Source organism: Actinoplanes lutulentus, from assembly GCF_003259845.1.
Taxonomy (GTDB): Bacteria; Actinomycetota; Actinomycetes; order Mycobacteriales; family Micromonosporaceae; genus Actinoplanes; species Actinoplanes lutulentus.
The window spans coordinates 73626-97844 of sequence record NZ_QLMJ01000011.1 but is presented as its reverse complement, the minus strand read 5'-3'; the positions used below and the strand labels follow the sequence as shown (position 1 = coordinate 97844).

15 protein-coding genes are annotated in these 24219 nt (G+C 72.2%); 2 read left to right on the top strand and 13 right to left on the bottom strand.

The annotated features are described in order from the left end of the window. The first annotated feature begins 52 nt into the window (after positions 1-52). Positions 53-604: a GNAT family N-acetyltransferase gene (locus B0I29_RS23230; protein ID WP_111651166.1), complete on the top strand. Its 552-nt coding sequence runs from the start codon at positions 53-55 to the stop codon at positions 602-604. On the opposite strand, the gene B0I29_RS23225 is transcribed toward B0I29_RS23230, so the two are convergent. Then, entirely contained in the window at positions 567-1508 is a 942-nt protein-coding gene (locus B0I29_RS23225) for a nucleoside hydrolase (RefSeq protein WP_111651165.1), read from the bottom strand. The two genes, B0I29_RS23230 and B0I29_RS23225, sit on opposite strands and share 38 nt — an antisense overlap. 17 nt (positions 1509-1525) lie before the next feature. Continuing rightward, a complete protein-coding gene (locus B0I29_RS23220) occupies positions 1526-4027 on the bottom strand; it encodes a DEAD/DEAH box helicase (protein WP_111651164.1) in 2502 nt (833 codons plus the stop codon). 66 nt (positions 4028-4093) lie between these two features. Between B0I29_RS23220 and B0I29_RS23215 the strand changes: the two genes are divergently transcribed. Further along, a complete protein-coding gene (locus B0I29_RS23215) occupies positions 4094-4657 on the top strand; it encodes a DUF1707 SHOCT-like domain-containing protein (protein ID WP_245972690.1) in 564 nt (187 codons plus the stop codon). A 6-nt stretch (positions 4658-4663) separates the two neighbouring features. Here the strand turns inward: B0I29_RS23215 and B0I29_RS47495 are convergent, their stop codons facing one another. Genes B0I29_RS47495 through B0I29_RS23165 form a run of 11 tightly spaced genes read right to left on the bottom strand, consistent with a single transcriptional unit; the run spans position 4664 to position 24215 of the window. Next, positions 4664-10006, bottom strand: coding sequence for a hypothetical protein (locus B0I29_RS47495; protein WP_146616866.1), 5343 nt, complete (start codon positions 10004-10006; stop codon positions 4664-4666). 8 nt (positions 10007-10014) lie between these two features. Then, positions 10015-10701: a hypothetical protein gene (locus B0I29_RS23205; protein ID WP_146616865.1), complete on the bottom strand. Its 687-nt coding sequence runs from the start codon at positions 10699-10701 to the stop codon at positions 10015-10017. 15 nt (positions 10702-10716) lie between these two features. Then, positions 10717-12108, bottom strand: coding sequence for a hypothetical protein (locus tag B0I29_RS23200; protein WP_111651160.1), 1392 nt, complete (start codon positions 12106-12108; stop codon positions 10717-10719). 23 nt (positions 12109-12131) lie between these two features. Then, complete coding sequence (locus B0I29_RS23195) at positions 12132-14192, bottom strand: hypothetical protein (protein WP_111651159.1); 2061 nt, start codon at positions 14190-14192, stop codon at positions 12132-12134. Between the two features lie 4 nt (positions 14193-14196). Continuing rightward, a complete protein-coding gene (locus B0I29_RS23190; protein ID WP_181557941.1) occupies positions 14197-16071 on the bottom strand; it encodes a baseplate J/gp47 family protein in 1875 nt (624 codons plus the stop codon). Continuing rightward, a complete protein-coding gene (locus B0I29_RS45885; protein ID WP_181557940.1) occupies positions 16068-21053 on the bottom strand; it encodes a hypothetical protein in 4986 nt (1661 codons plus the stop codon). The genes B0I29_RS23190 and B0I29_RS45885 overlap by 4 nt, the downstream gene beginning before the upstream one ends. Further along, on the bottom strand, positions 21050-21475 hold the full coding sequence (locus B0I29_RS23185) for a GPW/gp25 family protein (protein ID WP_111651157.1): 426 nt from the start codon (positions 21473-21475) through the stop codon (positions 21050-21052). The genes B0I29_RS45885 and B0I29_RS23185 overlap by 4 nt, the downstream gene beginning before the upstream one ends. A gap of 2 nt (positions 21476-21477) precedes the next feature. Beyond that, positions 21478-21774: a PAAR domain-containing protein gene (locus B0I29_RS23180; RefSeq protein ID WP_111651156.1), complete on the bottom strand. Its 297-nt coding sequence runs from the start codon at positions 21772-21774 to the stop codon at positions 21478-21480. Between the two features lie 29 nt (positions 21775-21803). Continuing rightward, positions 21804-22442: a phage baseplate assembly protein V gene (locus B0I29_RS23175; protein ID WP_111651155.1), complete on the bottom strand. Its 639-nt coding sequence runs from the start codon at positions 22440-22442 to the stop codon at positions 21804-21806. Beyond that, positions 22442-23551, bottom strand: coding sequence for a phage late control D family protein (locus B0I29_RS23170; protein ID WP_111651154.1), 1110 nt, complete (start codon positions 23549-23551; stop codon positions 22442-22444). Before B0I29_RS23170 ends, B0I29_RS23175 begins: the two co-directional genes overlap by 1 nt. Beyond that, positions 23532-24215 (bottom strand): CIS tube protein, encoded by a 684-nt coding sequence (locus tag B0I29_RS23165; protein WP_111651153.1) that lies wholly within the window; start codon positions 24213-24215, stop codon positions 23532-23534. Before B0I29_RS23165 ends, B0I29_RS23170 begins: the two co-directional genes overlap by 20 nt. Positions 24216-24219 lie beyond the last annotated feature (4 nt).

Here is a 24219-nt window from a genome sequence, read left to right as displayed (position 1 = left end):
GCCCGGCCAAAACGGGGTGAACGGGAGATCGTCGGCATGCCACCATTGCCGGATGTCGCAACCCGTCCTGCGTACCGAACGCCTGGTTATCGTCCCTCTCGCCGACTCCCATCTCGACCTTGAGGTCGAGCTGGACGCGGACGCGGAGGTGCTGCGGTATCTGTACGGGCGGTCGCGCTCGCGCGACGAGGTGGAGGAGTCGCACCGCAAGCGGATGGAGTTCGGCCGGGTGGTGGACGGGCTCGGGTACTGGATGGCGTTCGACGGCGACGACTTCGCCGGGCTGGTGGCGTTGCAGCCGGAGGGTGGTCCGGGCAGTGCCGAGCTCGGCTACCGGATTCCGCGCAAACAGTGGCGGCGCGGTTTCGCCAGCGAGGTGTCACGGGAGCTGCTGCGGCACGCGTTCGAGACGGTCGGCCTGAAACGGGTGTTCGCCCAGACGATGGTGGTCAACGAGGGTTCGCAGGCGGTGATGCGGGCGGTGGGGATGCGGTACGTGCGCAACTTCCACGAGGAGTGGGAGCACCCGCTGCCGGGGGCGGAGCAGGGCGAGATCGAGTACGAGTTCACCGCCGACCAATGGGCAGCCGCCGGACGGCGGTGAGCAGGAGCTGCCAGAAGGCGTCGACGTTCAGGCTGATCGCGACGTCCGCATTCGGGGTGCGGCCGCTGCGGTGGTGCAGGTCCACGACGGTCGCGCCCCGGGTGAACGTGCCGGTCAGCTCGACGCTGACCGGGACCGCGACGGTCGTGATGATCGACGGGTCGATGACGGCGGCCACCGCGATCGGGTCGTGCACCGGCGGGTGGGCGAAGCCGAAAACCCGGCGGTACGTGCTCGCGAAGAACGTCATCAGCTCCGCACAGACCGCGCCCAGCCGGGTGCCCAGGCCGGCGAACTCGGCGATGATCTCGTCGGTCGCCAGCGCCTGGTGCGTGACGTTCAGCCCGATCATCGTAATCGGCAGCCCGGACCGCAGCACGATGTCGGCGGCCTCGGGATCAGTGACGATGTTGAACTCGCCGTAGGGCGTGGTGTTGCCGCGCTCGGTCGAGCCGCCCATGAAGACGATGCGGTTCACCCGCGATTTCAACCCCTCATGGGTACGCAGAAACAGCGCCACGTTCGTCAGCGGCCCCGTCGCGATCAGTGTGACGGGCTCGCCGGACTCCGAGATCAGCCGCCGCATCAGCTCGACGGCGTGCTCACCCGTCACGCCGGCGACCGGGATGTCCAGGTCGGGCCCGTCCAGCCCGGACGTGCCGTGGATGTCCTCGGCGACGCTGAGCTCACCGACCAGCGGCCGGTCGCAGCCCGCCGCCACCGGTACGCCGCTGACCCCGGCCAGGGCGAGGATCCGCAGCGCGTTGCGCGTCGTCTTCTCCAGCGTCTGATTGCCGGCGACCGTGGTCACGCCGAGAAGGCGCAGCCGCGGGTCGCCGGCGGCCAGAAGCAGAGCCAGGGCGTCGTCGTGCCCAGGATCGCAGTCGATGATGACCGGGTTCACCTGGTCGACCCTAAACGCTAGTGGGGTCCGACCGCCGTCACCGTGATCGCGGCGATGCCGGCCTCGTCGGAGGCTTCCAGGTCGATCGTGGCCTCGATGCCCCAGTCGTGGTCGCCGTTCGGGTCCTCGAAGACCTGGCGGACCGTCCAGACGGCCGCGCCCTGATCGATGTGCAGGAACGCCGGACCGCGCGCCGACGGGCCGGTGCCCAGGCTGTCGTACTCGTCGTAGTACTCCTGGATGGCCTTCTGCCAGCGCTCGGCCGGCCAGCCGGACTCGGCGTCCATCTCGCCGAGCAGGTCCCAGCGGCGCAGCGCGGCCAGTTCGACGCGGCGGAACATCGCGTTGCGGACCAGGACGCGGAACGCGCGGACGTTGCGGGTGACCGCCGGCGGCTTGTCGTCGATGCGTACCTCGGCGATCTCGGCGCCGGGGTTCTGCAGACGGGCCCACTCGTCGAGCAGGCTGGAGTCGACCTGACGGACCAGCTCGCCGAGCCACTCGATCAGGTCGGTGAGCTCCTCGGTGCGGGCGTCCTCGGGCACGGTCTGGCGCAGCGCGCGGAACGCGTCGGCCAGGTACCGCAGCACCAGGCCCTCGGAACGGGACAGGCCGTAGTACGAGATGTACTCGGTGAACGTCATGGCCCGCTCGTACATGTCGCGGACCACGGACTTCGGCTTGAGCTCGTAGTCGGCGACCCACGGGTGGCCCTGCCGATACGTCTCGTACGCGGCGTCCAGCAGCTCCTTGAGCGGCTGTGGCCAGGTCACGTCTTCGAGGAGCTGCATCCGCTCCTCGTACTCGATGCCCTCGCTCTTCATCGCGTTGACGGCCTCGCCGCGCGCTTTCTGGCGCTGCGCGGAGACCACCTGGCGCGGGTCCTCCAGGGTCGACTCGATCACGCTCACCACGTCGAGCGGGTATTCGGCCGATTCCTTGTCGAGCAGTTCCAGGGAAGCGAGCGCGAACGGCGACAGGGCCTGGTTCAGCGCGAAGTCCAGCTGCAGATCCTCGACCAGGCGATATGTCGCGCTGGTGCCGTCCGGCGCGACGATCCGCTCGATCACACCTCCGGCGATCAGGGCCCGGGCGATCGCGATGGCCCGGCGGATGTGCCGGCGCTGCGCGTTCGGCTCCTCGTGGTTCTCGGTGAGCAGGTGCCGCATCGCCTGGAACGGGTCACCGCCCCGGTTCATCACGTTCAGCAGCATCGCGTGCGACACCTGGAACGACGAGGTCAGCGGCTCCGGCTCGGCGTCCACGAGACGGTCGAACGTGGGCCGGCCCCAGCCGATCGTGCCCTCCGGTGGCTTCTTGCGGACCACCTTGCGGCGCTTCTTCGGGTCGTCGCCGGCTTTCGCCAGGGCGCGCTCGTTGTCGATGACGTGCTCGGGGGCCTGCACGATGACGGTGCCGATGGTGTCGAACCCGGCCCGGCCGGCGCGGCCCGCGATCTGGTGGAACTCCCGCGCCTTGAGCAGGCGGGTCTTCACCCCGTCGTACTTCGACAGGCCGGTGAACAGCACGGTGCGGATCGGCACGTTGATGCCGACGCCGAGCGTGTCCGTGCCGCAGATGACCTTCAGCAGGCCGGCCTGGGCGAGGGTTTCGACGAGCCGGCGGTACTTCGGCAGCATGCCCGCGTGGTGGACGCCGATACCGTGCCGGACCAGCCGGGAGAGCGTACGCCCGAAGCCCGCTGTGAAGCGGAAGTTGCCGATCGCCGCGGCGATCTTGTCTTTTTCCTCGCGGGTGCACATGTTGATGCTCATCAGCGACTGTGCGCGCTCCAGCGCGGCGGCCTGCGTGAAGTGCACGATGTAGACCGGCGCCTGCTTGGTCTTGAGCAGCTCTTCGATGCCCTCGTGCAGGGGCGACATGGCGTACTCGAAGATGAGCGGGACGGGCCGCTCCACGCTGCTGACCACCGCGGTCGCGCGCCCGGTGCGCTGCGAGAGGTCGTCGACGAAGCGGGTGGTGTCACCCAGCGTCGCGGACATCAGGATGAACTGGGCCTGCGGCAGCTCGATGAGCGGCACCTGCCACGCCCAGCCGCGGTCCGGTTCGGCGTAGAAGTGGAACTCGTCCATGACGACCTGGCCGACGTCGGCGTCCGCGCCCTCACGCAGCGCCAGGTTCGCCAGAATCTCCGCGGTGCAGCAGATGATCGGGGCGTCCGCGTTGACGCTGGCGTCACCGGTGAGCATGCCGACGTTGTGCGCGCCGAAGACCGCGCAGAGCGCGAAGAACTTCTCACTGACCAGCGCCTTGATCGGCGCGGTGTAGAAGGTGGTGAGCCCGGAGGCGAGCGCGGCGAAGTGTGCACCCGTCGCGACCAGGCTCTTTCCGGAGCCGGTCGGCGTGTTCAGGATGACGTTCGCCCCGGTCGCGATCTCGATGAGCGCTTCCTCCTGATGCGTGTACAGCGTCAGGCCCTGCTCGGTCACCCAGGCCTGGAAGGCATCGAAGACGGCGTCGGGTTCGGGGGAGCTGGGAAGGCGATCGGTCAGCGTCATGATCCCCCAAGTTTGGCAGCTCGGCCGGGACCGCGCGCACAGGGTACCGGCGATAGGGTCTGCGGCGTGACTGTTCCTGTGCCGGCGCCGATCTCCGACGGTGACCGCGAGCGAGTGGCCGAGCTCCTGCAACGTGCCTGCGGTGACGGGCGGCTCACGCTGGAGGAGTTCAGCGTACGGGTCGGTACGGTCTGGGCCGCCGAGGATCCCGCGGAGCTGGCCAAGGCGTACGAGGGCGTCGCGCCGACCCCGGTGGTCGGGTCGTCGCGCACCGTGGAGAAAGTGATCACGGTGTTCAGCCAGACGAGCCGGCGCGGCAGGTGGCGGCTGCGGGACAGCCGGCTCGGCACGTACACGGTGTTCGGCCAGGCCGAGCTCGACCTGCGTCACCTGGCGACCGGCGAGGACGTCGTCGAGATCACCGGGAGCGTTGTCTTCGGGCAGCTGAAGGTGATCGTCCCGGAGGGTGTCGAGGTCGATCTGACCGGGCCTAACGTGTTCAGCCAGCGCGACATGCGGCTCGCGGCGAAACCGAGGCTGCCGGGGACGCCGGAGATCCGGGTGCACGTGACGTCGTGGTTCGCCAACGTCGAGGTGGTGTCGTCCCCGCCGGAGCTGCCCGGCCGCTGATGGCCGCTACTTGAGGTTCGTCTCGCCGGTGTGCACGACGATCGTCAGATCTTTGTTCTGCTCCCGCAACTTGGCGAAGATGCCGCTGCAGTGGGCGCAGGCGGCGATGTGTTCGCCAAGCTCGGTTCGTACGGTGGAGACGTAGATCCGGCCGGTCGCTCCCTGGCGTTGGATCGCCTTATTGACTCCGAGGACCTCGGAGTGTGTTCCCGGGAGATCACCGGCGTAGGACTCCGGCGGCTGGCCGGGTTCCCCGGCGTGCGGGTTGGGGGCCTTGCTTTCGAGTTCGCCCTGCTTGATGTACGCCTCGACGGCCGCGCGTACCCGCGGGTCGAGGGGCATCTGGGCGTGTGTCTGGTAGGACTCCTCCAACCATCCCAGATAGTGGTCGGGTTCTTTCACCCGCATCTTGCCGGTTGCGTACCCGGGTTCTATCCAGCCCCGCTTCGTCAGGTCGGACGTCGCCTCCTCCTGGGCTTTGCCGTGGTAGAGGTTGTCGCTGCCGTACGGCCCACTTTCGCCGCTGACCATGTTCGTCGTCGGGTTCGGCAGGACGTCGAGGTGGTTCGGGTCGTACGCCTTACCCTCCCTCTTGGCCTTTCGTGCTTTCTTCGCTGCCTTCCTCTGCTCTTTGGTCCGTTCTCTGGATTTGTTGGCGCCGGGATCCCACCATTCCGCGGGGTTGACTTCCCTGGGCTCCGTGTCCAGCGGTGGTGGCTTCTCGCTGTCGGCCGTCCGCGGCGGCCAGGGCTCCGGGTCCAGTTCGTTGTGCTTGCCTTCCTGAGATCGGACGTACTTGGCCAGCCGTTCCAGGCGCTCTCCCTCGATCCGGTCCAGGCGCTCTTGCTCGCTCCCTTCCAGGGGCCCTTCCTTGCTCGGCTTCTGCAGGGGGCTGGGCGCGTATTCCGTCGTGGGCGCTCCGGGTCTCAACGCGTGCCCGCCCTCGGTGAGGTCGGGGTGAACCCAGGACGCGCCTTTTTCGAAGTTTTCGGCACCGCCGGAGGAGCTGCTCCGAGCGGGTGGCGGAGGCGGTGGCGGGGTGGACGACGGTGGCACCGACGTCGGCGGGACCGATGTTGGCGGGACCGATGTTGGCGGGACCGATGATGGCGGGGTGCCCGCCGCACCGCGGATCCGCTTCCATGCCATTCCGACGGGCGTCTTACCGCTGCCGGTCACGAAACCGGCGGCCGCGCTCTGCCCGGCCTCCGCCCCGGCCGCTGCCAGGATGACCAGCAGCTTGTTGTCGCTCGCCCACGTCTGCTTGTCGAGGATCGCCGCCGCCGCTCCCGACGGCAGCCCTACGATCGCCTCCTCGAGGGCCTCCGCGGCCCCGGCCACCGCGATCCGGCCGAGCCATCCCGACTCGGCGGCCTGGGTCATCGTCACGATGGCCTTGGCCGTGGCCAACTTCTTCAGGGCGGGGCCGACGAACTTCGCTCCGGCGGCAGCGAAGACCGCTTCGGCCAAACCCTGGGCCAGATCGACCGCGAACTGCTCGCCGCCGTAAGCGGCGCCCTTGAGGCCTCGCTTGACGGCGATGCTGGAGGCGACCGCCGCGATCGCGCCGAGGACCGCGGCCATGACTGGCGTCGCGGTTCCCATCGTCACTACGGTCGCGACGGCGCCGACGGCGACAACGACGATGGTGGCGACGGTGTCCGCGATGACGTCCTGCGAGGTGCGGCGTTCGTCGATGTCGCGATCGCCGTACCCGGCCCAGCGCTCGAAGCGTTCCCGGGCCGCGATGGTCTCGGGGTCCTGGTCGTCCTCGCCGGAGGCAAGCAGGCGCTTGTACGCGTTGAACGCCCGCTGCGCCTCCTCGACGGTCGCGATCAGGAACCGGGTCTCGTCGCTGGCCGTGAGGCCGCCGCCGTCGACGCCCACGCCTTCGGTGAGCTCCCACTCCTTGCGAGCGTTCAGGTAGGCCATCTTCTCCTGCGGTGTGCCGGAGCCGAACTTCAGCAGCAGGACCATGTCGGCCTCGTCGCGGCCTTCCAGATCCCAGGCGAGGTCTTCGGCGAGGTTGCCGTTACCGGTGATGGCGGAGTATTGCTTGACGATGCCCTCGAGTTCGGACTTCTTCTTGCCCAGGAGGATCCGCCGGATGGTGGCGTAGTTGGTGCCGGCGCCGTAGATCGCGTGCTTGAGCTCGGCCGCGTCGGACAGCTTGCCGCCGCTCGCGATGCGGGCCGTCGCCTCCTTCCGCGATTCCCCCTGCACCTCGAAGAGGATCAGCAGCCGGAACGCGCCGGTGAAGCTGGTCCGATCGTAGGCGGCTTCCAGCTTCGCCATGTTCGCCTTGGCCGCGACCGGGATGCCGTCCTCCATGTGCTTGCGGGCGGCTTCGCGCTGTTCGGCGCTCAGGCCGGCCGAGCGCCGGTTGAGGTCGATCTCCAGATCGCGCCGCAGTTCGCGCTCGGCGCGTTCGTGCTGTCCACGCAACACCTCGTTGATCTTGTCGTCGTCGGCGTAGAGGATCGACTCGTGCTCCACCCGGAGCTTGGCCACGTCGATGGCGACCGGGTCGGCCGCCTGGTACCCGCGAACCAGCTCGAGTTCGCCGCCCTCCAGATCCTCCGCGAAGCGCTTGTCCAGGGTGAGACCCTCGTCGAAGTACTGGGAGTCGTACGCGCGCCGCAGCGCCTCGGTCCGGCGCTTGATCTCCGCCTCGATCTGGGCGGTCGTCATGCCGCGCCGGGCGCCCTTCGCCTCCACCTCGTCGCGGATCCGGGTGTAGACCGCGTGGATCTCGGGCTCCTGGGTGCCCGGCCCCCACATCGCCTCGTTGATCTCGATGGCGTCGGCCCGCGCGACGTCCCCGCCGAGCAGCGCCAGGGCCTGAGCCAGGTCGTTGCCGCTGAGGTCACCTTCGAGATCGGTGGTCAGAGCAACCTCGTACTTCTTCTCGTACGCGATGACGACCAGTTCACGCTGGACCGGCGTGAGCCCCCGCAGGGTCCGCATGATGGTCTTCTCGTCGGTGGTCGGCCAGGCGATCGCGTCGGCGATCGTCGCGACCGCTCCGGCGACCGGATCACCGGAGAGCAGCTGGTCGACGCGTTCCTGCTCGGAGAAGACGACGTCGCTGTTGATGGCGTCGTCCATGTCCTCGTCGAATTTGTCGCGGTACGCCTTACGCATGGCGGCGATCTGCACCGGTGTCCGCCCGCTGATCGCCGCGAACAGCATCGGGTCGTTGGTGAACGGCCCGCGTACCGCCCTGCGGACATCCCAGATCAGCATCCTGGCGCTGAACGCCGGATCCTGCTGCCGCCCGATCGCATCGAGGTCCTCCCAGCCGAGGTCCTGGATGGCCTTCTTCTCGATCTGTTCGCCGAGCTCCGGCACCCGGCGGGCACGGAGCCGGGCGACAAGCCCGATGGCGACCGCGCCGATCGAGTCCCGCCCGCCGGACGCCATGAAGGCGATGATCACGGCCCGCTGCTGTTCGGACATCCGGGCCATCTCGTCGACGACGGCCCGCCCGTTGCCGGCGGCCATCTGCTCGTACTGTTCCCGCAGCATGCCGAGGTCGGCGGTGACGGCGTCGCGGGTCTCGGCGGCACGCTGCGCCTCCCAGGCCTCGGTGCTCGCCCCGGACGCGGTGAGCCAGTCGGAGAAGAGATCGAACAGCCGCTCCCACCAGCTGCGTTCCCGGCCCTCCTGCCGGGCGGCCCAGTCCCGGACCCGGTCGCGGCTGGTCGCGGCGACCGCCTGCACGATGCCGGTGAGCCGGGCCGTCTCGCCGGCGGCGTCCCGGCCGAGGCGGGCGACGACCGCGTCGACCTCCAGGTTCTGCTGTTCGGCCCCGTCGCGGCCGGCGCCGGCGTCCGGGCCGGTGCGCGCCCGGTAGTAGGCATTGCGCTGCTCACCGAGCCGGGTCAGGTCGGCGGACCGGTTCTGCTGGGCGGCACGCAGCCGGGCGGCGGCCGCCGCGGCAGCCCGGTTCACCCGGTCCAGATACAGGTCGCGGGCGCTCTCGATGCCGCTCGGTCCGGTGCCACCGGTGGCGGCCCGATGTTTGAGCTCGGCCTCCTGGTCGGCGCCGGCGCGTGCCCCGGAGATCCGTGCCAGCTGGTCGGCGGAGCGGCGGCACACGCCGGCCTCGGCGGCGCCGGCCTGCTGGCCGAGCTCACCGGCGACGGCCTCGGCCTGTTCCTCGGCGTGTTCGCGGGCGGCCGCTGCCTTCTCATCGAGAACGGTCCTGGTGACTCCGGCCGCGGCCGCGACGGCGTGCAGTTCGTTGTCGAGGGCCAGCATCGTGCCGGCCTGGAAAGCGGAGGCGACCGTCCACAGCTGCGTCACGGTTCCGGAGGGGTCGAGGGTGGCGGCTGCTTCGCGCAGGAACTGTTCGGCGTGCGCGGGCGTGTCCGCCAGGACCCGGGCGACGACGTCCCCGACCTCGGCCGCGTCCAGGGGTGGCAGCGGTTCCAGGGACGCGGTCTTCGTGGCGGTGACGGTGACGGCAGGCGGCAGGCCGGTGGCAACCGGTGGCGGCGCCCAGATCGCAGCGATCCGCGCATCGATGGTCGCGCCACTGACCAGCGGAATCATCCCGGCGTCCGGGAACATCCGCTCGGCTGCCGGGAATGTCTGATCGGAGAGGCGCGCGTTCCCGGTCGCCTCGACGGCTTCCACCGCCGCCTCGGCCTCGGTGGTGTCGAGGACGGTTTCCTCATCGCCGGCCTTCGGCGCCGCCGGCATCTGTTCGCGAACCTGCTCGGAGTAGTCAGGCTCCGCGGCGGCACGCTGCTCCTCGCACATCATGGCGCTCTGCGCGAGCTGTCCGGGCGTCGCGGCCGGCCCGTCCAGGTTCGGTGGCGCGATGGCGTCACTCGCGGCGGTGGCCCGTTCACGCCAGGCCGCGATCCCGGCGTCCGCCTGCCGCGGTGCCGCGGGTTGCGCGGGTGGTTCCTCCCGGAGCGCTTCGCGCCCGGTCGGCTGCGGTGGCGCGGCTGGGGGAGCCGGTTGCGCTTCCTGCGCGGGTACGCCCGAAGCCCTGCCCGTGGTCCCGAAAGAGGCGACCGGTGCAGGTGCGGGCGCGGGTGCCGATGCCGGCGGCGGCGCCGTCACCGGCGGTTGCGCGGTGGCGGGTGTGGCCTGCGCGGTGGGTGTGGCGGGCGTGGCGGGTGTGGCCTGCGCGGCCGTGTCGATGCCGGGTGTGGTCCGCGGGAGTGTGTCGATTTCGGGCGATGGCTCGGCGAAGGCGCGGGAGAACCCGTCGTTGCCCAGGCTCTGCCGCAGGTCGTCCGGCGTCCCGGTGGCCGTCGGCGCAGGGCGCGCCCGTACCCCGCGCGACCGGGTCTCGGTGCGCGGCACCGGGGGTTTCGGGAGGGATGAGCCCATCGCCCGGTCTAGGCCCCGGCCGCCGGAGCCGCCGGAGCCGCCTGAGCCGCCGGGGCAGCTGGAGCCGCCGGGCGCAGCGGGTTCACCCAGGCCCGGTCGCTCAGGTCCGGTTCGGTGTCCTTCGCGAACGTCCCGTCGGCGTCGAGTTCGACGCTGCCGAGCAGAATCCAGCAGGTCCCGGCGTCGCACCCGGCGCAGTCGCGCTTCTCCGAGGCGCGGTAGACGTCGCCGGGCAGCGCGTCGAGCTCCTCCTCGCTGACGGCTTTGACCATCACCTGCTCCGGGACGCGGCGGCAGTCGTCGCCGGGGTTCTCCGGCGGGACGACCCGGCGCAGCAGGATCACGACCGTGCCGGGTGATTCGGCGTACCCGCAGGCGTCCGGGCTCAGGTCGAGGTCGACAGGTTTGCACAGCTCAAGGGGGAGACCGCGGCAGTCGATGGCGACGCCCCGCCCGACCTCCAGCACCGAGGACTGCCGTTTCCCGGCGGGCTTCTTGATGCGCAGGTCCAGCCCGCACACCACGCCGCAGCCGAAATAGGCGCGCAGCACGGTTTCCAGCAACGCGACCGCGTACCGCTGTGCGGTGTCCAGGTCCTCCGCGGTCACGATCATGCCGTCGCGGAACCGGATGCTGTCGATGCCGGTGGGCCGTGCCGGCTCGGGCATGGTGCCGCCGCGTCGAGACTTTCTCATGGTCTTGCTCCGATCTCAGTAGTTTGCGGCGGGCCGCGCGGCGACCTGGAAGACGGACACGAAGTCGCCGCCGGGCCGGGCGGCGCGGGGTCCGCGGGCACCGACCGGCCGGGCGTCGAGTGTCCGGCCGCACTCGTCGCGCAGCAGCTGGCCCCGGACGGTCAGCTCGAAATGCGCCCCTTCGAACAGGTTGGACCGGCGGCCACGCACCTCGGCGTCGAGCCAGTCATCGGCGGGTCGCAGGCGTACGCCCCACGCGAGGTCCTCGTCGACGCCGATCGGTTCGACGCCGGGGCGCCACTCGCCGTCGTACCCCTGCCAGCCGGTGGGGACCCGGCGGGGTTCGCCGTAGTCGACGTCGGGGTGCGCGACCACGGCGGTCAGGAAGACGCTCGCCTCGTGCAGGGTGCTCACCAGGACCGGCCGGCTGAACCGGATTTCCAGGCCTTCCTCGATCCGCTCCCGGAAATCGGCCCACGGCACCTTCGCCGGCCAGCCGTCGTCGATCCAGTCCTGCCAGGAGATCTCGTTCACCCGGGGCAGGCGGACGTCACAGCCGTCGGCCAGCTCGTAGAGCAGCGGGTTGCGGTAGACGAACGGGCGTACCTCGCAGGAGCCGGGCTGCACCGGGCAGTAGCCGTGCCCCGGCTCGTGGCCGTGCCCGGCGTACCCGCCCTCCGCCTCGTTGTCGTGGTCGTGCTCGCCGGCGTGCCGGTTGGCCAGATCGCAGATCCGCACGCAGGCCAGCGGCACGGCCACCTCGCCGTCCGGGTCGTACACCCAGTCGTCGTCGGGCGCCGGGACCAGCCGGCCCGGGCGCCGCCGTAGCCACGGCACGTCGTCGCTGACCGCCACGGTGTCGTCGAGGTCACCGGGCCGCCCGCCGGTACGCCGGCACAGGTATTCGTCGCGGCCGACGCACGCGCCGCGCGGGTGGTGCGGGCAGCCCCGGTCGGCGTCGTCGCAGCCCCGGCGCAGGGTGAAGACCACGCTTTCGGCCCGCCAGCGGGAACGTTCGGTCACCGGCGGGCAGTCGTCGCCGGCCGGCGGCCGGGCCGCGTAGTGCACGGAGAGGGTGTAGTGGCCCTCCTGCCGGGGCGGCCGACCGGCCAGGTCGTCGAGGTGCAGGCGGCCGCCGGGCCAGTAGAGCATTCGCCCGTGCCGGTCCAGGGCCAGGCCGGCGGTCACCTCCAGGCAGTCGTCGTGCAGGTGGAGGTAGCCGTCGTCGCCGGTCACCAGGCCCAGGCCGAGGACCACCCCGTACCCATGTATTGCCTGGTTGAGAAGCCGCTGCCGGGCCGTCTCGTCGTCCAGGCCGGCGTTGAGCTGTTCGGCGGTGAGTGCCTGCCGGGGGGTGAAATGCGGCCGGAGTGACCAGGCGCTCCGGTCGAGGTCGGTGCTGTGCACGGATTCGATCCTTCCTATGACGCTCATGACGGCCGGGGTCCGGCGCTGAGCGGGGCGCCCGAGTCGAGGACGGCGGGTGGCAGATCCGGTGCGGCGAGCGGCCAGTAGCCGAGCCGGGTGCTGGTGCCGAGCGGCCAGTCGTCGTCGCTGCGCAGGCGCAGCCCGGTTCCGGGCCCGCTGGTGTGCACCACCCGGAGCCGGCAGTGTGCGGGGACGAACGAGGGCAGCAGCCGTTCGACGATCGGCGCCACCGCACGCGCCCGGTGCAGCTCGACGGTGACCAGCGAGGCACGTTCGGCGGTGAGCCGCGCCGGGTCGGGGCAACCGTGGCCGAGCCGCGTGGTGCCGGCGACGATGGCCCCGGCGCGAGCCGGCCCGGGTTGTTGCGCCAGCACGAGGGTGTCGTGGCCGAGGCGGGCCGGCGGTGCACCGGCGGCGTCGGCGGCCGGCGGTCCGAGCACCCAGCAGGGCGGGTCGTCGGCGGAGTCGCGTACCGTCGCCCGGCCGCCGGTGACCAGGTCGAGCAGCAGCTCCAGGCCGGCGCGGGTGCCGCGCAGCTCCAGGATGCTCCCGGCCTGGCGCAGCAGCTCGCGCCGGATCGGGGCGGGCAGGTCGCCGAGCGGCGGGAAACCGAGCCAGCCCAGCAGATATCCGGTCCAGTCGTCGGGGGCGGTCCGCGGGTCGATCCGGTCCGGCAGCCCCGCGAGCTTCTCGTCGAGGCCGTCGAAGAGCACCTCGTAGGGCGCCAGGATGCGTCCGAGCTGCGGGGCGGTACGCGGATCGTCGCGGTACGGCGCGGGCAGCTCGCCGGCGTATCCCGGCAGCGAGTGGCCGGCCCGCAGGCGGACGAGCTGCGGCGGGGTACGCCCCGGCGGGGTACGCAGCCTGATCCGCAGCCAGAGCGTGCCGTGCTCGACGGCGTCGAGGGAGATCGCGAGCCGTTCGACGTCATCGCTGTGTCCGCCGGGGTAGCTGATCGGCGCCGGATGCCACGGCAGCAGCGCGTCCAGGTCGTCGGCGAGCCCGGCCGCCGGTGGTCCGGCGAGGAGCCGCCCGGCCCGCGCGGCCAGGACCGGATCACTGGTGGATGCCCAGTTCAGCTCCATCGAGGTGCCGGCCGGAAGCAGCACGTCGGCCTCGGCCCGGTTCCATCCGGCGGGTGGCCCGGCGGGGGCGAGCAGCGCGGGCGTGATGAACGTGGACTGCCGGTCCGGTGCGGAGTCGCGCGCGACGATCCGGCCCAGACCCCGGGTGCAGCCGAGCAGCAGCGTGCCGGTGAGCGACCGCGGGCTGCCGAGCGAGGGCGGCACCCGTAGTTCCTGGTGGTCGTCGATCTGCCCGTTGTCCGGGTCGACGACCTGGTGCACGGTGGTGCCGGCCGCGTCGAGGCTGGTCAGCAGGTGGATGCGCGCGCCGGCGGCGAGCAAAGTGGGCCGGTGGTGGTGCACCGGGTCGAGGCTGATCGCGGTGGTGGCCGCGTCGCGGGTGCTGACGACGAGCGCGGCGCTGGATTCGAGCGGGTCGATCAGGACGAGACGGGTCCGGTCGGCGGTGGCGGCCAATCGCAGGTACCGTCCGGCGTCGCTGACATCGATCGGGTCCCGGCACGGCCGGCCCCAGCGGTCCAGGTTGCGCAGCCGCCAGCGCCCGCCCGGGCCGGTCGCGACCAGCCAGACGTCGTCGTCGCCACCGGCGACGAGGTCCGCGACCCACCATCGCGGGGTGAGTTCGGCCGGGCTGAGCCGCTGGAGGGTGGAGGCGTCGTAGCGGTCCAGCCGGTTCCCGGCCAGCACCCACAGGATCGTGCGCCCGGCGGCGAAGCGCCGGGCCGGTCCGCGTCCGTGCAGGATGCCGCGCTCGACCACGGCCGCAGGGGTGCGGTGGATCAGCTCGCGGGTGTGTGGCCGCAGCCAGAGCATGCCGTGCCCGGTGTCGGCGATTAGTGCTCCTGCGTCGGCGGGCCCGGTGCCGGGCAGCGGCTCGACGCCGAGCGGTCCGGGGACGACCAGCCGGTCACCCTGGGCGCTCAGATTGTGCCGCACGCCGGCCCGCCAGTGCGCGGCCTGATGAAAGTCGACGAGCACGCGATCAGCCTCCCGCCGTGCCGGTGGTGACGCTGATGGCGGCGGCGGTGACCAGGCCGTGGCGTGGTGCGGGCACGGGCCCGGAGGTGCCGGAGCCGGCCGGTGCGATCCGGGCCAGTGGCACGTCGGCCACGCCCGGCACGGCGGCGGCGACGGCGGTGACCTCGGCCGCGGTCAGTTCGCGGCCGAGGGCCCGGCGTTGCGGTGACAGATGGTCGCGCAGGGCCTGTTCGACGGCGGACTCGACATCGGCGGCGACCGTGCCCGGCCGTGCGACGATCCGTATCCGCAGGTCGGCGCCGATCAGGACGGGCCGCATCACGATCAGCCGTTCCCCCAGCACCCGCCGTGGCTCCAGCCGGGCCGCGATCGCGGCAACCCACCGGTCGGCTCCCGGCCCTGCCGGGCCGGCCTCCTGATGGGGTACGACCACAAGGGTCCGCGCCCCGGCGACCAGCACTCCCGGCAGCCGCGGGTCGTGTCCTGCCAGGACGTGGGCACGCTGCACGGCCATTCCCGGCAGGCTCAGCGCGGCGTGGGCCAGGTCCTCGTCGGTGAGCAGGGCGGCTCGTCGTGTGGCGGCGTCACGGGCCGCGCCGGTCACCTCGGCGGCGGCGCTGGTGCTGCGGCCGCCGGCCAGGGCGTGCCGGTTGCGCCCGTACCCGGCGCCGTCCTCGTCGAGTGCCGGCACCGTCCAGCGCTGGCCGGGCCGCAGGTTCCCGGCCGGGCCGGCGGTACGGGCCAGGGTGGTGTGCGCGATCTGCGCCCCGGCGGCGGGCCGGCGCCCGTTCACGCCGTTGCCGAAGACGATCCGGCCGGGCCGCAGCACGTAGTGCGGGTCGCCGGGACCGGACCGGGTCAGGCCGGGCTGTTCGTGCCAGCGTTCGCCGTCGACGTCGATCTCCAGGGCCGGCCCGTGCGGCCGGTCCGGCGGGGGTACGAGCCCGGTCGCGTCGAACGGGATCTCCTGGTCCGGCAGGCCGGTGCCGAGCTGGTCGAACCGGGCACGCGGCAGGTGGGCGCGCTGCACGAGCGGCAGGACGTTGACGCGGACGTCGCGGATCTGCGGCAGTGCCGGGAACAGGCCGTGCTGGATCGAGATCCGCAGGCGGCTGCCGGCCGCCGGTGCCTGCCGGGGGATCTCCAGCACGACGACGCCGCTGCGCGACAGGCCACCGGTGCCGTCGTGCACGACAGCGGCATCGACGAAGTCGAAGTCCAAGTCGGCGTCGAAGTCGGGGCCGGGGTCGCCGGCCCGGTAGGCGTACCGCACCGGGCCCCAGGGGCGGCCGGTCGTGGCGGGTGGTTCGCCGGGCGGTGCGAGCAGGTCGAAGCCGAGCGCGACGTGGCGTTCCCGGTCCGCGGAGCCGAGTGGTCCGTCGAAGAGCAGGCGCAGCGTGGAGCCGAGCACGAGGGCGCCACTGCCGGGACCCGGCGGCGGGAGCACGACCGGGCCCGCCGGGGTGGACAGCACCGCGCCGGTGATCGTGACCGGAGGCAGGAAGAGGTCACGGTCGAGCACGAAGCCCAGGTCGGGGTGGGCCGGGCAGGTGACTGCCGTGCCGGCGGCCAGTTCCCGTGCCGCGGCGATCCGGCGGTCCGGCCAGATCATCCCGGTGGCCGCGGCGGGGCCGTCCGGGTGGCTGCCGAGCAGGGCGGCGAAGGCGCGCTGGTGGCGTCCGCCGACGAATCCGGCCCGGTAGACCTGCTGGTCGACGATCCAGGCGAACAGGTCGATCAGGGTCATGCCGGGGTCGTGCAGGTTGTGGTCGGTCCAGTCGGGGGCGTACCGGGGGATGAGGGCGCGGGAGCGCTCGACGAGCTGATCGAAGGCGATGTCGTCGAGGGCGGGCGTCACGGCGCTGGTCGGATCGGTCACGGTGTGGCCTCCTCGGCGGTGACGGCGACCGTGATGCTGTCCGCGCCGGTGCAGATCAGCGCGTCGGCGGGCAGCGGCCCGGGCGGGGTGACCGTGACGCCGGTGATCCTGTCCAGGCCGGGCACCTGGCTGAGCGCGTGGATCAGGTCGCTGCGGGTCGGGTGGCGTCCGAACGGCCAGCCGGTGCCGTCCGGGCCGCCGGTGACCGGGTCGAGGAACCCGAGCAGGGCGGCATGCGCGCCGGTGTGGACCTCGGCGAGCCGGTCGCCGGGTGCGGTGAGCTCGACGGCGACCGTGGTGGGTGTCCAGGCCGGGCCGGTCACGCGTACCGAATCCGGGGTGAGCCCGCCCCAGCCGGCGTCGCGGACGGCGGTCGCGACGGCGTCGCGCTGGGCGAGGGTGGGGTGTGGGCAGCGGTCGCGGCCGCGGACCGCGACGGTGACGCGCAGTGGGTCGCCGGGCCGGTCCGGGCGTTCGCAGCGGGCCCGGACGATGTCGGAGGAGGAGGCGACGGCGAGGGCTTCGACGTCGGTGACGGTCAGGGCCCGGCCGGCGTGCCGCAGGCGGTGCGGTGCGGTGGCGAGCAGCGACTCGGCGGCCGCGACGCTGAATCCGCCTGCGGTGTCGACCGGGAGCACGACGGTGTCGGCGCCCTCGACCGCGGAAATGAGCCGGGCCGGCGACCATGCGGGCAGGTTCCCGCCGGCGCCGCCGCCCTGCTGGTACCGGAAGCAGCGGATGTTGTCGCGCCCGGCCGGTGGGATCTTCCCGGTGCGCCCGTCGCCGAAGCGCAGTTCGCCGATCGCTGGGTCGAGCAGGTAGACGCGGGCGCCGCCGTCGTGGCCGGCCAGGCTGTCGGTCCGCTGCCACAGCACCCAGCTGCCGGGGAAGCGTTCCCGGTCGGTGACGACGGTGAGCCGGGCCGGGTCCTCCGCGTCGAGGTCCTCGCGTACGCGTAACTCGACGCTGTCCGGCAGGACCGGTGATTCGGCCAGGCGCAGGGTGAGCCCGGGCTGGCCGAGGCTCGACCCGACGATCTCGCTGGGCACGGTGCGGGCGTGGGTGATCGGGGCGGCGTTGAGCAGCAGCCGGTGCACGACCGGCGCCCACGGTGTGCCGGTGGCGGTGCCGTCGGCGGCCGGGCGCAGGCGCAGCCAGATCCGTTCCCGGCCGAAGAGCCGGACCGGTGTGGGGGCGATGTCGAACGTCACGGTGACAAGGCCCCGGCGGCGCAGGGCGCGGGTCCGGTCGTCGACCGGCAGCGTGCGCCAGCCGTCCGGGGTACGCAGGTCGGCGACGAGTGCGGTGTCGCCGTCCTGGTCGTCGGTGTCGGCGAACAGCGTGACCGGTTCGACGCCGGGCGAGACGGTCAGCCCGGCGTACAGGGATCGTTCGCCGGCCACCGCGGACGCACCGGTGAACAGGTCGAAGCGGGCGGCGGCCGAGGCCGCGGCGGCGGTCTCGTCGCGGATGTCGAGGTTGTTCTCCACCAGCACGATCTGCGGGGCGATCCGGTCGTCGAGCACGAAGGTGGCCTCGATGGCGAGGATCTCCGGTGGGTGCAGGTCGCTGGTGTCGACGGTGATGGTCTGTGTGGTGACACCGCCGGCGCCGGGGGTTTCGGTGACGACGAACTGGGGCCGCCCGTAGTCGCCGCCGATCAGCCGGGCGCGGATCCAGTAATCGGTCTGCCCGCCGATCTCGCTGGTCCGCAGGTCGCCCGGCACCGTGAAGGTGATCTGGCCGCTGGTGGACAGGTGCTGGGTGCTGTCGGCGAAGTCCTTTTCGAGCGGGCGCCAGCCGCGCCCGTCGAAGAACTCCCAGGACAGCTCGGGGTTCTGGTACCCGCGCTGGAACGCGTCCACGAGGAAGGTGTGCTGGTCGGGCGGGCCGAGGACGACGACCCGGCCCTGATCGGGCGGCGGGCTTGCCCAGGGTTCGCCCAGCCGGGCCCAGACGGTGCCGCCGTTGCGTTCCTGCAGCAGCATCGGCTGGACGCGGGGGCCGGCGGGTGGTCCGAAGTCGAGGCCGGCGGGCGGCCCGGCGACCGCGTCGATGCCGATCTCGGCGAGGGTACGCCGGTCGGCGCCGGTGGCCGCGGCCTCGCGCTGCTGCTCGGCGGGCAGGTAGACGGGCGCCGGATCGGAACCGGCGACGTCCTGATCGAGTTCGGCGACACGGCCGGCCCGGATCCGTACGACCCGGTAGCTGGCGTTGCCGATGATCAGCCGGTAGACGGTGAGGACCGTGCTGGCCCGGGTGAACTTGACGTCCCGGGCGTCGAGCTGGAGCCGGCGCCGGTCGCCGGCCGCGGGGAAGCTGCCGGTGAGCACCAGCGTGGAGGTGGGCTGCAGCAGGCGCAGCAGCCGGACGGTCGTGGCGTCGGTCAGCGGCTGGTCGATCTGGTAGACGCGCAGGTTGCCGTCCTTGATCCGGACGGACTCCTTGATCCGCAACATGGTGGAGGAGGCCGGGTCCTGCGGGTCGGTGGTGAGTTCGGCGTGGTGGGCGACGTCGCGGTCGGTGTGCTCGATGCCGTCGTGCAGGGTGTAATCGGCGACCGGGAAGGTGACCGGGGTACGCAGCAGGCGTTCCCCGGTGACCGGGACGACCAGTTCGGTGGCGTCCGCCCCGCCGAGCAGCAGCGGCTGCCCGGTGCTGGTGGTGCCGGTCAGCGGGATGGTCATGGTCCGGTCGGCGCCGAGCCAGAGCAGGGCTTCGCCGGGCGAGCGCAGGCCGGCGGTCACCGGGTGCCCGCCGATGCCGAGGCCGGTGGCCGGTCCGGCGTGCAGCGTGGTGCCGGCCGCGACGCCGTCATCAGCCGCCACGTGCTGGTTCACCTGGCTGGCCCGGATCACTCCGCGCAGCCGGCGCTCGTCACCGTCGGCCTCGGTGTAGGCGACCCACAGCCGGTCCTCGCCGTCGGCGCGGTACCGGGTGGCGGCCGGGCGTACGTCGGTGGCGGCGGTGACCCCGGCGGCGCCGAGGGGTTCCCAGGCGAGGTTGAGCGGGTCGTCGAGGGCGGAGGTGCCGAGCCAGAGCATGCCCGCGGTGTCGATCGCCACGATGTCCAGCCCGGTGCCGGCCGGCGCGTGCGGCCATCCGGTGTTCTGTACCGGGATGACGACCCAGTCGCCGGTGAGGTCGGGTCCGGCGGGGGCGGGTTGCCACGCGGCGGTCATCGCCCGGCCGAAGTCGTCGACCGGCAGCAGGTGTGGTGCCGCCTGCGTGACGTCGAACAGCACCACGCCGGGAAAGGTGGGCACGACGACCGGGCGCGGGCCGGCGCCGGGCAGCGCCGGCAGGGCCCTCCAGCCGGTGCTGTCGACGGCGGCGGCCGCTGCGGCGGGGCGTAGCACGCGGGCGGCCCAGAGTCCGCCGTCGCGGTCGCGGATCACCACGAGGTCGACGGCCTGGCCGCGGAGCCCGCTGCCGGCGGGCGGTCCGCCGAGCAGCAGCGGACGGCCGTCGCCGGTGGTGTCCAGCTGCTGCCAGCGGAAGGCGCCGCCGGGGCCGCGGGACAGCCGGTGCAGATATCCGTTGCCGCCGGCGCCGTACCCGCTGTCGTCCGGTGTGCCGGGGGTGATCTGGAAGCTGACCAGGGAGGCGTCGGCCATGGTGACCTCGACCGTGACGGTGGCGTCCTTCTTGGAGAGGGCCTCCGGCGCGGCTAGGGCGAACACGTCGAAGCGCAGCGGTTCGGGGCCCAGCGGGTAGAAGCGGCGCGCGGTGGAGAGCGGGGTCCCGTTGTGCGCGGCCCGCACGATGGTCCGGCTGCCCTCGACCGGCGCGGAGGCGAGAACAGGGGCAGAGCCGGGAACAGGGGCAGAGCCGGGAACAGGGGCAGAGCCGGGAACAGGGGCAGAGCCGGGAACAGGGGCGGCGGGATCGGGCGGGGTCGTCGCGGACGAGACGGCGAGGCTGATCCGTGACGCGCTCGTGGGCTGCGACACCGGTCCGGGCAGCAGGGCACGCAGCCAGCGGTTCTTGCGCCCGGCGACCTCGGTCTCGTCGATCGCGCCGGTCCACGACTTCTGCAACTCGATCTCGGAGCCCGAGCCGGCGCCAGCGCCGGCCCCCGCGCCGGTGAGGGTGAGGTCGTGCCAGGCCGGAGAACTCTCGTCCTCGGCGACCCCGAACATCGACCAGGTCACGCCGAGGCCGGTCAGCTCGCGGGCCAGCGCTGCCGGGGCGAACCGGACGACCACGGTGGCCGGCTGGGCGAGGTCGAACAGCTCGGCGTGGCCGAGGTAGAAGGCGTGCCGCTGCCGGTCGCGCAGCAGGAACGACGTGAACGCGTCGACCCGCTCGGCCACCGTGCCGGCGCTCGCCGCGGCGGCCAGCGGGTCGTCCAGGGTGACCAGGCCGTTCCCGTCGGTGCCGGCGACCCGGTACACCTGGCCGTCGATGCGTAGCAGGTCACCGGCGGCCAGCCCGGCTGCCGGGCCGAGCTGGACGGTGATGGTCCCGGCGGTGGCGAACGCGGCGACCTGATAGGCCTGCGGCCGCACCGGGGGCGGCACCGCCGAGGTGACCAGCCCGGGTCCGGGTTCGATGCGGTCGGTGGCGGGGTCCACGGCGATCAGGTCGGCGATGCGCCCCGGTACGGCACGCAGCCCCCGCAACGTCTCGAAGGTGACGTCCTCGCCGGCGCTGATCTGGGTGCGTGGCGCGGTGGTCACGGCGCGCGGATGTTTCTCGGCGAGGGTGAGCACCACGATCCCGGTGGCGGCGCGCGGCGGCATCGGCGGCAGGCCGAGGAAGTCGAAGAAGGCGAGCGCGTCGCGTTCGGCAGTGCGGTCCAGGCGCTGGGTGGTCTGCTCGGCCAGCCGGCTCGCGATCTCCAGCAGCGCCGAGCCGAAGTCGTCGCGGTCGCCGGTCGGCTCCCACCCCGCGGTGAGCGCCGGCGCGAGCCGCAGCAGGTACGCGCGCAGCGCCGCCGCCCGCCGCCGGTCGGTGAAAGGGGCTCCGCCGGTGCTCACCGGCTCGCCGATTCCTGGAAGTAGAACGGGTAGACCACGTTGCCGGGCTGGTTGGTGGCCCGGATCTCGTAGTGGATCTCCACGTCGAGCAGGCCCCGGTCGATGGCGCCGGTGCCGACGCGGACCTCCCGCACGTCGATGCGGGCCTCGTGCTCGCGCAGCGCCTCGCGGACGGTGGCCTCGATCTGGGCGATCAGCTGGGTGGTGACTGCCGCGAAGACCAGGTCGTGGATGCCGCAGCCGAATCCGGGGCGCATCACCCGTTCACCCCGCGAGGTGCTCAGGATGATCAGGATGGACTGCTCGATGTCCTGCTCGTAGCTCACCCGGGCGATGCGGCCGGTGTCCGGTTCCACGGTGACCGGGAACGCCCAGCCGACGCCGAGGAACTCGCGGCCCAGTCCGGTGTCGTCGATGGACATGGTCAGCCGATCAGCACTGTCGGTTCGCCGGCCGCGATCGCGTTGGGCGCGCCGGCCTCGACGACCTGGTCGCCGAGCCGGGCGGCCGGCAGCCCGCCGATCAGCACGCTGGTGCTGCCGGCCGCGACCACACCACCGACGTGCGGCTTCGGGCCGTCGGAGAGCGGGCAGACGTGGGTGTCGGCGCCGGCACGCCAGGCGGGGCGCCCGCCGACGAGCACGGTCGGGCATCCCGGGCCCGGGCTGAGCGGGGTGCCGTGGCTGGTGGTGTCGGTGACGCGAGCCGCCGGGTTGCCCATCACCGGTCTCCTTTCCGTCGGGGGCGAGCTCAGTTGATCCGTACGAGAGAGCCGTTGATCGTCAGCGTTCCCGAGGATGTGACGGTCATCGAGGCGCTCGCCTCGATGGCGATGGTGGCCGCCTTGAGGGTGAGCTGGGACGCCGCGCTGATGTCGATGGCGCCGGAAGCCGCGGTGAGGGTGACGTCGTTGCTGCCGTCGTCGATGGTGATCTTCTGCTGGTCGAGCAGGATCCGTTTGCCGTCGGCGAGGCTGATCTCGACCTCGGGTTTGCCCTGGTCGTCGTTGAACCGGACGGTGTGCCCGGACCGGCTTCTGATCATGCGGATGTTGTTGGTGCCGTCGGCGTTGTCCTGCGGCGGGAGCTGCTTGCCGTTCCAGAGCACGCCGAGCACGAACAGGTGTGACGGGTCGCCGTTCTCCGCGCCGACCAGGACCTCGTCGCCGACCTCGGGGAGAAAATAGGTGCCCCGCCCGCCGCCGGCCATCGGCATGGCGGCCCGCGCCCAGAAGCTGGTGTCGCTGCCGGCGTGCCAGGGCAGCCGGACCCGGACCCGGGCCAGGTTGTCCGGGTCCTTGTTGTCGGTGACCTCGCCGACCGCGAGTCCGGTGAGGAAGCCGTCGGATTCGCGGTCGGCTTCGCTGCCGCGGTGCCACAGATCGTCCATCAGACCGTCGTCTCCTGAACGGTGAAGGTGGTGCGGTAACCGCCGGCGTCGATGCGGTGGGTGGCCGCGCCGATGTAGTAGGTCTTGCTGAACGCCGGCCCGAGCCCGCCGATGGTGACGTTGGTGTCGGGCAGCAGCTCGGGCAGGCCGACCGATTCACCGCTGCCGGTGAGGAAGCTCTGCGCCCGTTCCTCGAGGACCGCCTTGGCGCGGGTGTCGGCTTCGGCCTGGGTACGCACAGCGGCCCGCAGGTTGAGCACCGGATCGGTGCCGAGCGCGGTGACCAGGCGTTCGCCACCGCTGCGGGCTCGGCTGTCGCGCCCGGTCTCCTGGCCGCGCCGGGCCCGCCCGACGATCGCGGCGCCGGTGTCCGCCGATCGCCCGTGTACGCGTACCTCGCTGACCTGGCCGGTCAGTGACGCCTCGGGGCGGAAGCCGAGCAGGCCCTGCCCCCAGGCGAGTTCGACCACGTCGGCGAGGTCGTTGCGGCGCGGGCCGAAATAGAGGGTGCGATCGCGCTCGTAGAAGGTGACGCCGTTGCGTTCGGCGAGTTTCACCAGGAACGACATCTCACACTCGTTGTTCTGATCGATGCGTGGCTTGCTCGGCGTGGTCGTGCGGATGTCGGCGCGTATCCGGGCGGCGGTGACCAGGTCCTGGACCGCGGTGCTGTCCGGTTTGTTCTCCCAGTGCCGGGTGGCCTTGCCGACGGTCAGCGGGTAGAGATCGTCGTAACCGCTGATCGTCAGCTCCGGCGCGCGTGCCGCCCCGAAGTCGGTGGTGATGTCGGTGAGCAGACCGGTCAGCAGCGGGGTCAGCTCGCTGCGGTCGCCGTATCCCATCGCGATCTCGACGGTGCTGCCGAACCGGAACAGCTCCAGCAGGTCGACCTGCTGCCGGCGGCGGGTGGCCTGGAACTGCCGGGTCTGCCAGTCGAACGCGTTCGCCACGGTGAAGGTGAAGTGCGCGGCGGCCTTCTCCTTGAGGTCGACGGTCACCGAGGTGACGGCCAGGAAGAGATCGTGCAGCACGTCCTCGCCGGCCACCCGGATCGTGAACGCGGGCACGTAGAAGCCGTCGTGCCGGCCGTCAAGCTGTTCCAGCCGCATCGTCCACCTCCCGTCGCTGGTCAGCGGAGAGCGGTGGCAGCACCAGCACCTGCCCGGGTTCGATGCGCCGGGGGTCGTCGACGTCGTTGGCTCGTGCGATGACCCGCCAGAACCGCGGCTCGCCGTACTCGCGGGCGGCCATCAGCCAGATGCTGTCGTGCGATTCCATGACCCGGCGTTTCGTCTTGTCGGCGGAGTTGCGGCGCGGCTCCTCGAGCTGTTCGGCGAGCGCCCGGTACTGCTTGAAGGTGACGGTGAGGGTGGCGCGGACCGGGGTGCCGTCCGAGCGGAACATGGTGAAGCGCTGCGAGATGCGCTCGACCACGGCGACGAACTGGAAGACGCCCCACTGGAACCGCACCCGCGGCGGCGCGTGCAGGGTCCCGTCGATGGAGAGCAGATCGGTCAGTGGCCGGGTCGCGTCGATGACGTTCGCGCGGCTTCCGCTGGTCCACGTGTCGAAGAACAGGTCCATCGACAGGACCTGCGCGTTGCCGTTGACGAACTGCAGGATCGGGTTGGACAGGCCGGGCGCCGCCGTCTCCTGGAACGACGCCGAGTACTCCACGCTGTACTCGGCCGGGTTGAACAGCACGGTGATCTCTCGTCCGGACTCGCGCCCGTCGAGCAGCGTCACTGTCGCCTTCGCCAGTTCCTGGGCCATCGCC

Bases quoted from the DNA above. Each gene is read 5' to 3' on its own strand.
- B0I29_RS23165 (WP_111651153.1), bottom strand. From the start codon at position 24,215: ATGGCCCAGGAACTGGCGAAGGCGACAGTGACGCTGCTCGACGGGCGC.
- B0I29_RS23185 (WP_111651157.1), bottom strand. From the start codon at position 21,475: ATGTCCATCGACGACACCGGACTGGGCCGCGAGTTCCTCGGCGTCGGC.
- B0I29_RS23180 (WP_111651156.1), bottom strand. From the start codon at position 21,774: ATGGGCAACCCGGCGGCTCGCGTCACCGACACCACCAGCCACGGCACC.
- B0I29_RS23220 (WP_111651164.1), bottom strand. From the start codon at position 4,027: ATGACGCTGACCGATCGCCTTCCCAGCTCCCCCGAACCCGACGCCGTC.
- B0I29_RS23230 (WP_111651166.1), top strand. From the start codon at position 53: ATGTCGCAACCCGTCCTGCGTACCGAACGCCTGGTTATCGTCCCTCTC.
- B0I29_RS23170 (WP_111651154.1), bottom strand. From the start codon at position 23,551: ATGCGGCTGGAACAGCTTGACGGCCGGCACGACGGCTTCTACGTGCCC.
- B0I29_RS47495 (WP_146616866.1), bottom strand. From the start codon at position 10,006: ATGGGCTCATCCCTCCCGAAACCCCCGGTGCCGCGCACCGAGACCCGG.
- B0I29_RS23175 (WP_111651155.1), bottom strand. From the start codon at position 22,442: ATGGACGATCTGTGGCACCGCGGCAGCGAAGCCGACCGCGAATCCGAC.
- B0I29_RS23205 (WP_146616865.1), bottom strand. From the start codon at position 10,701: ATGAGAAAGTCTCGACGCGGCGGCACCATGCCCGAGCCGGCACGGCCC.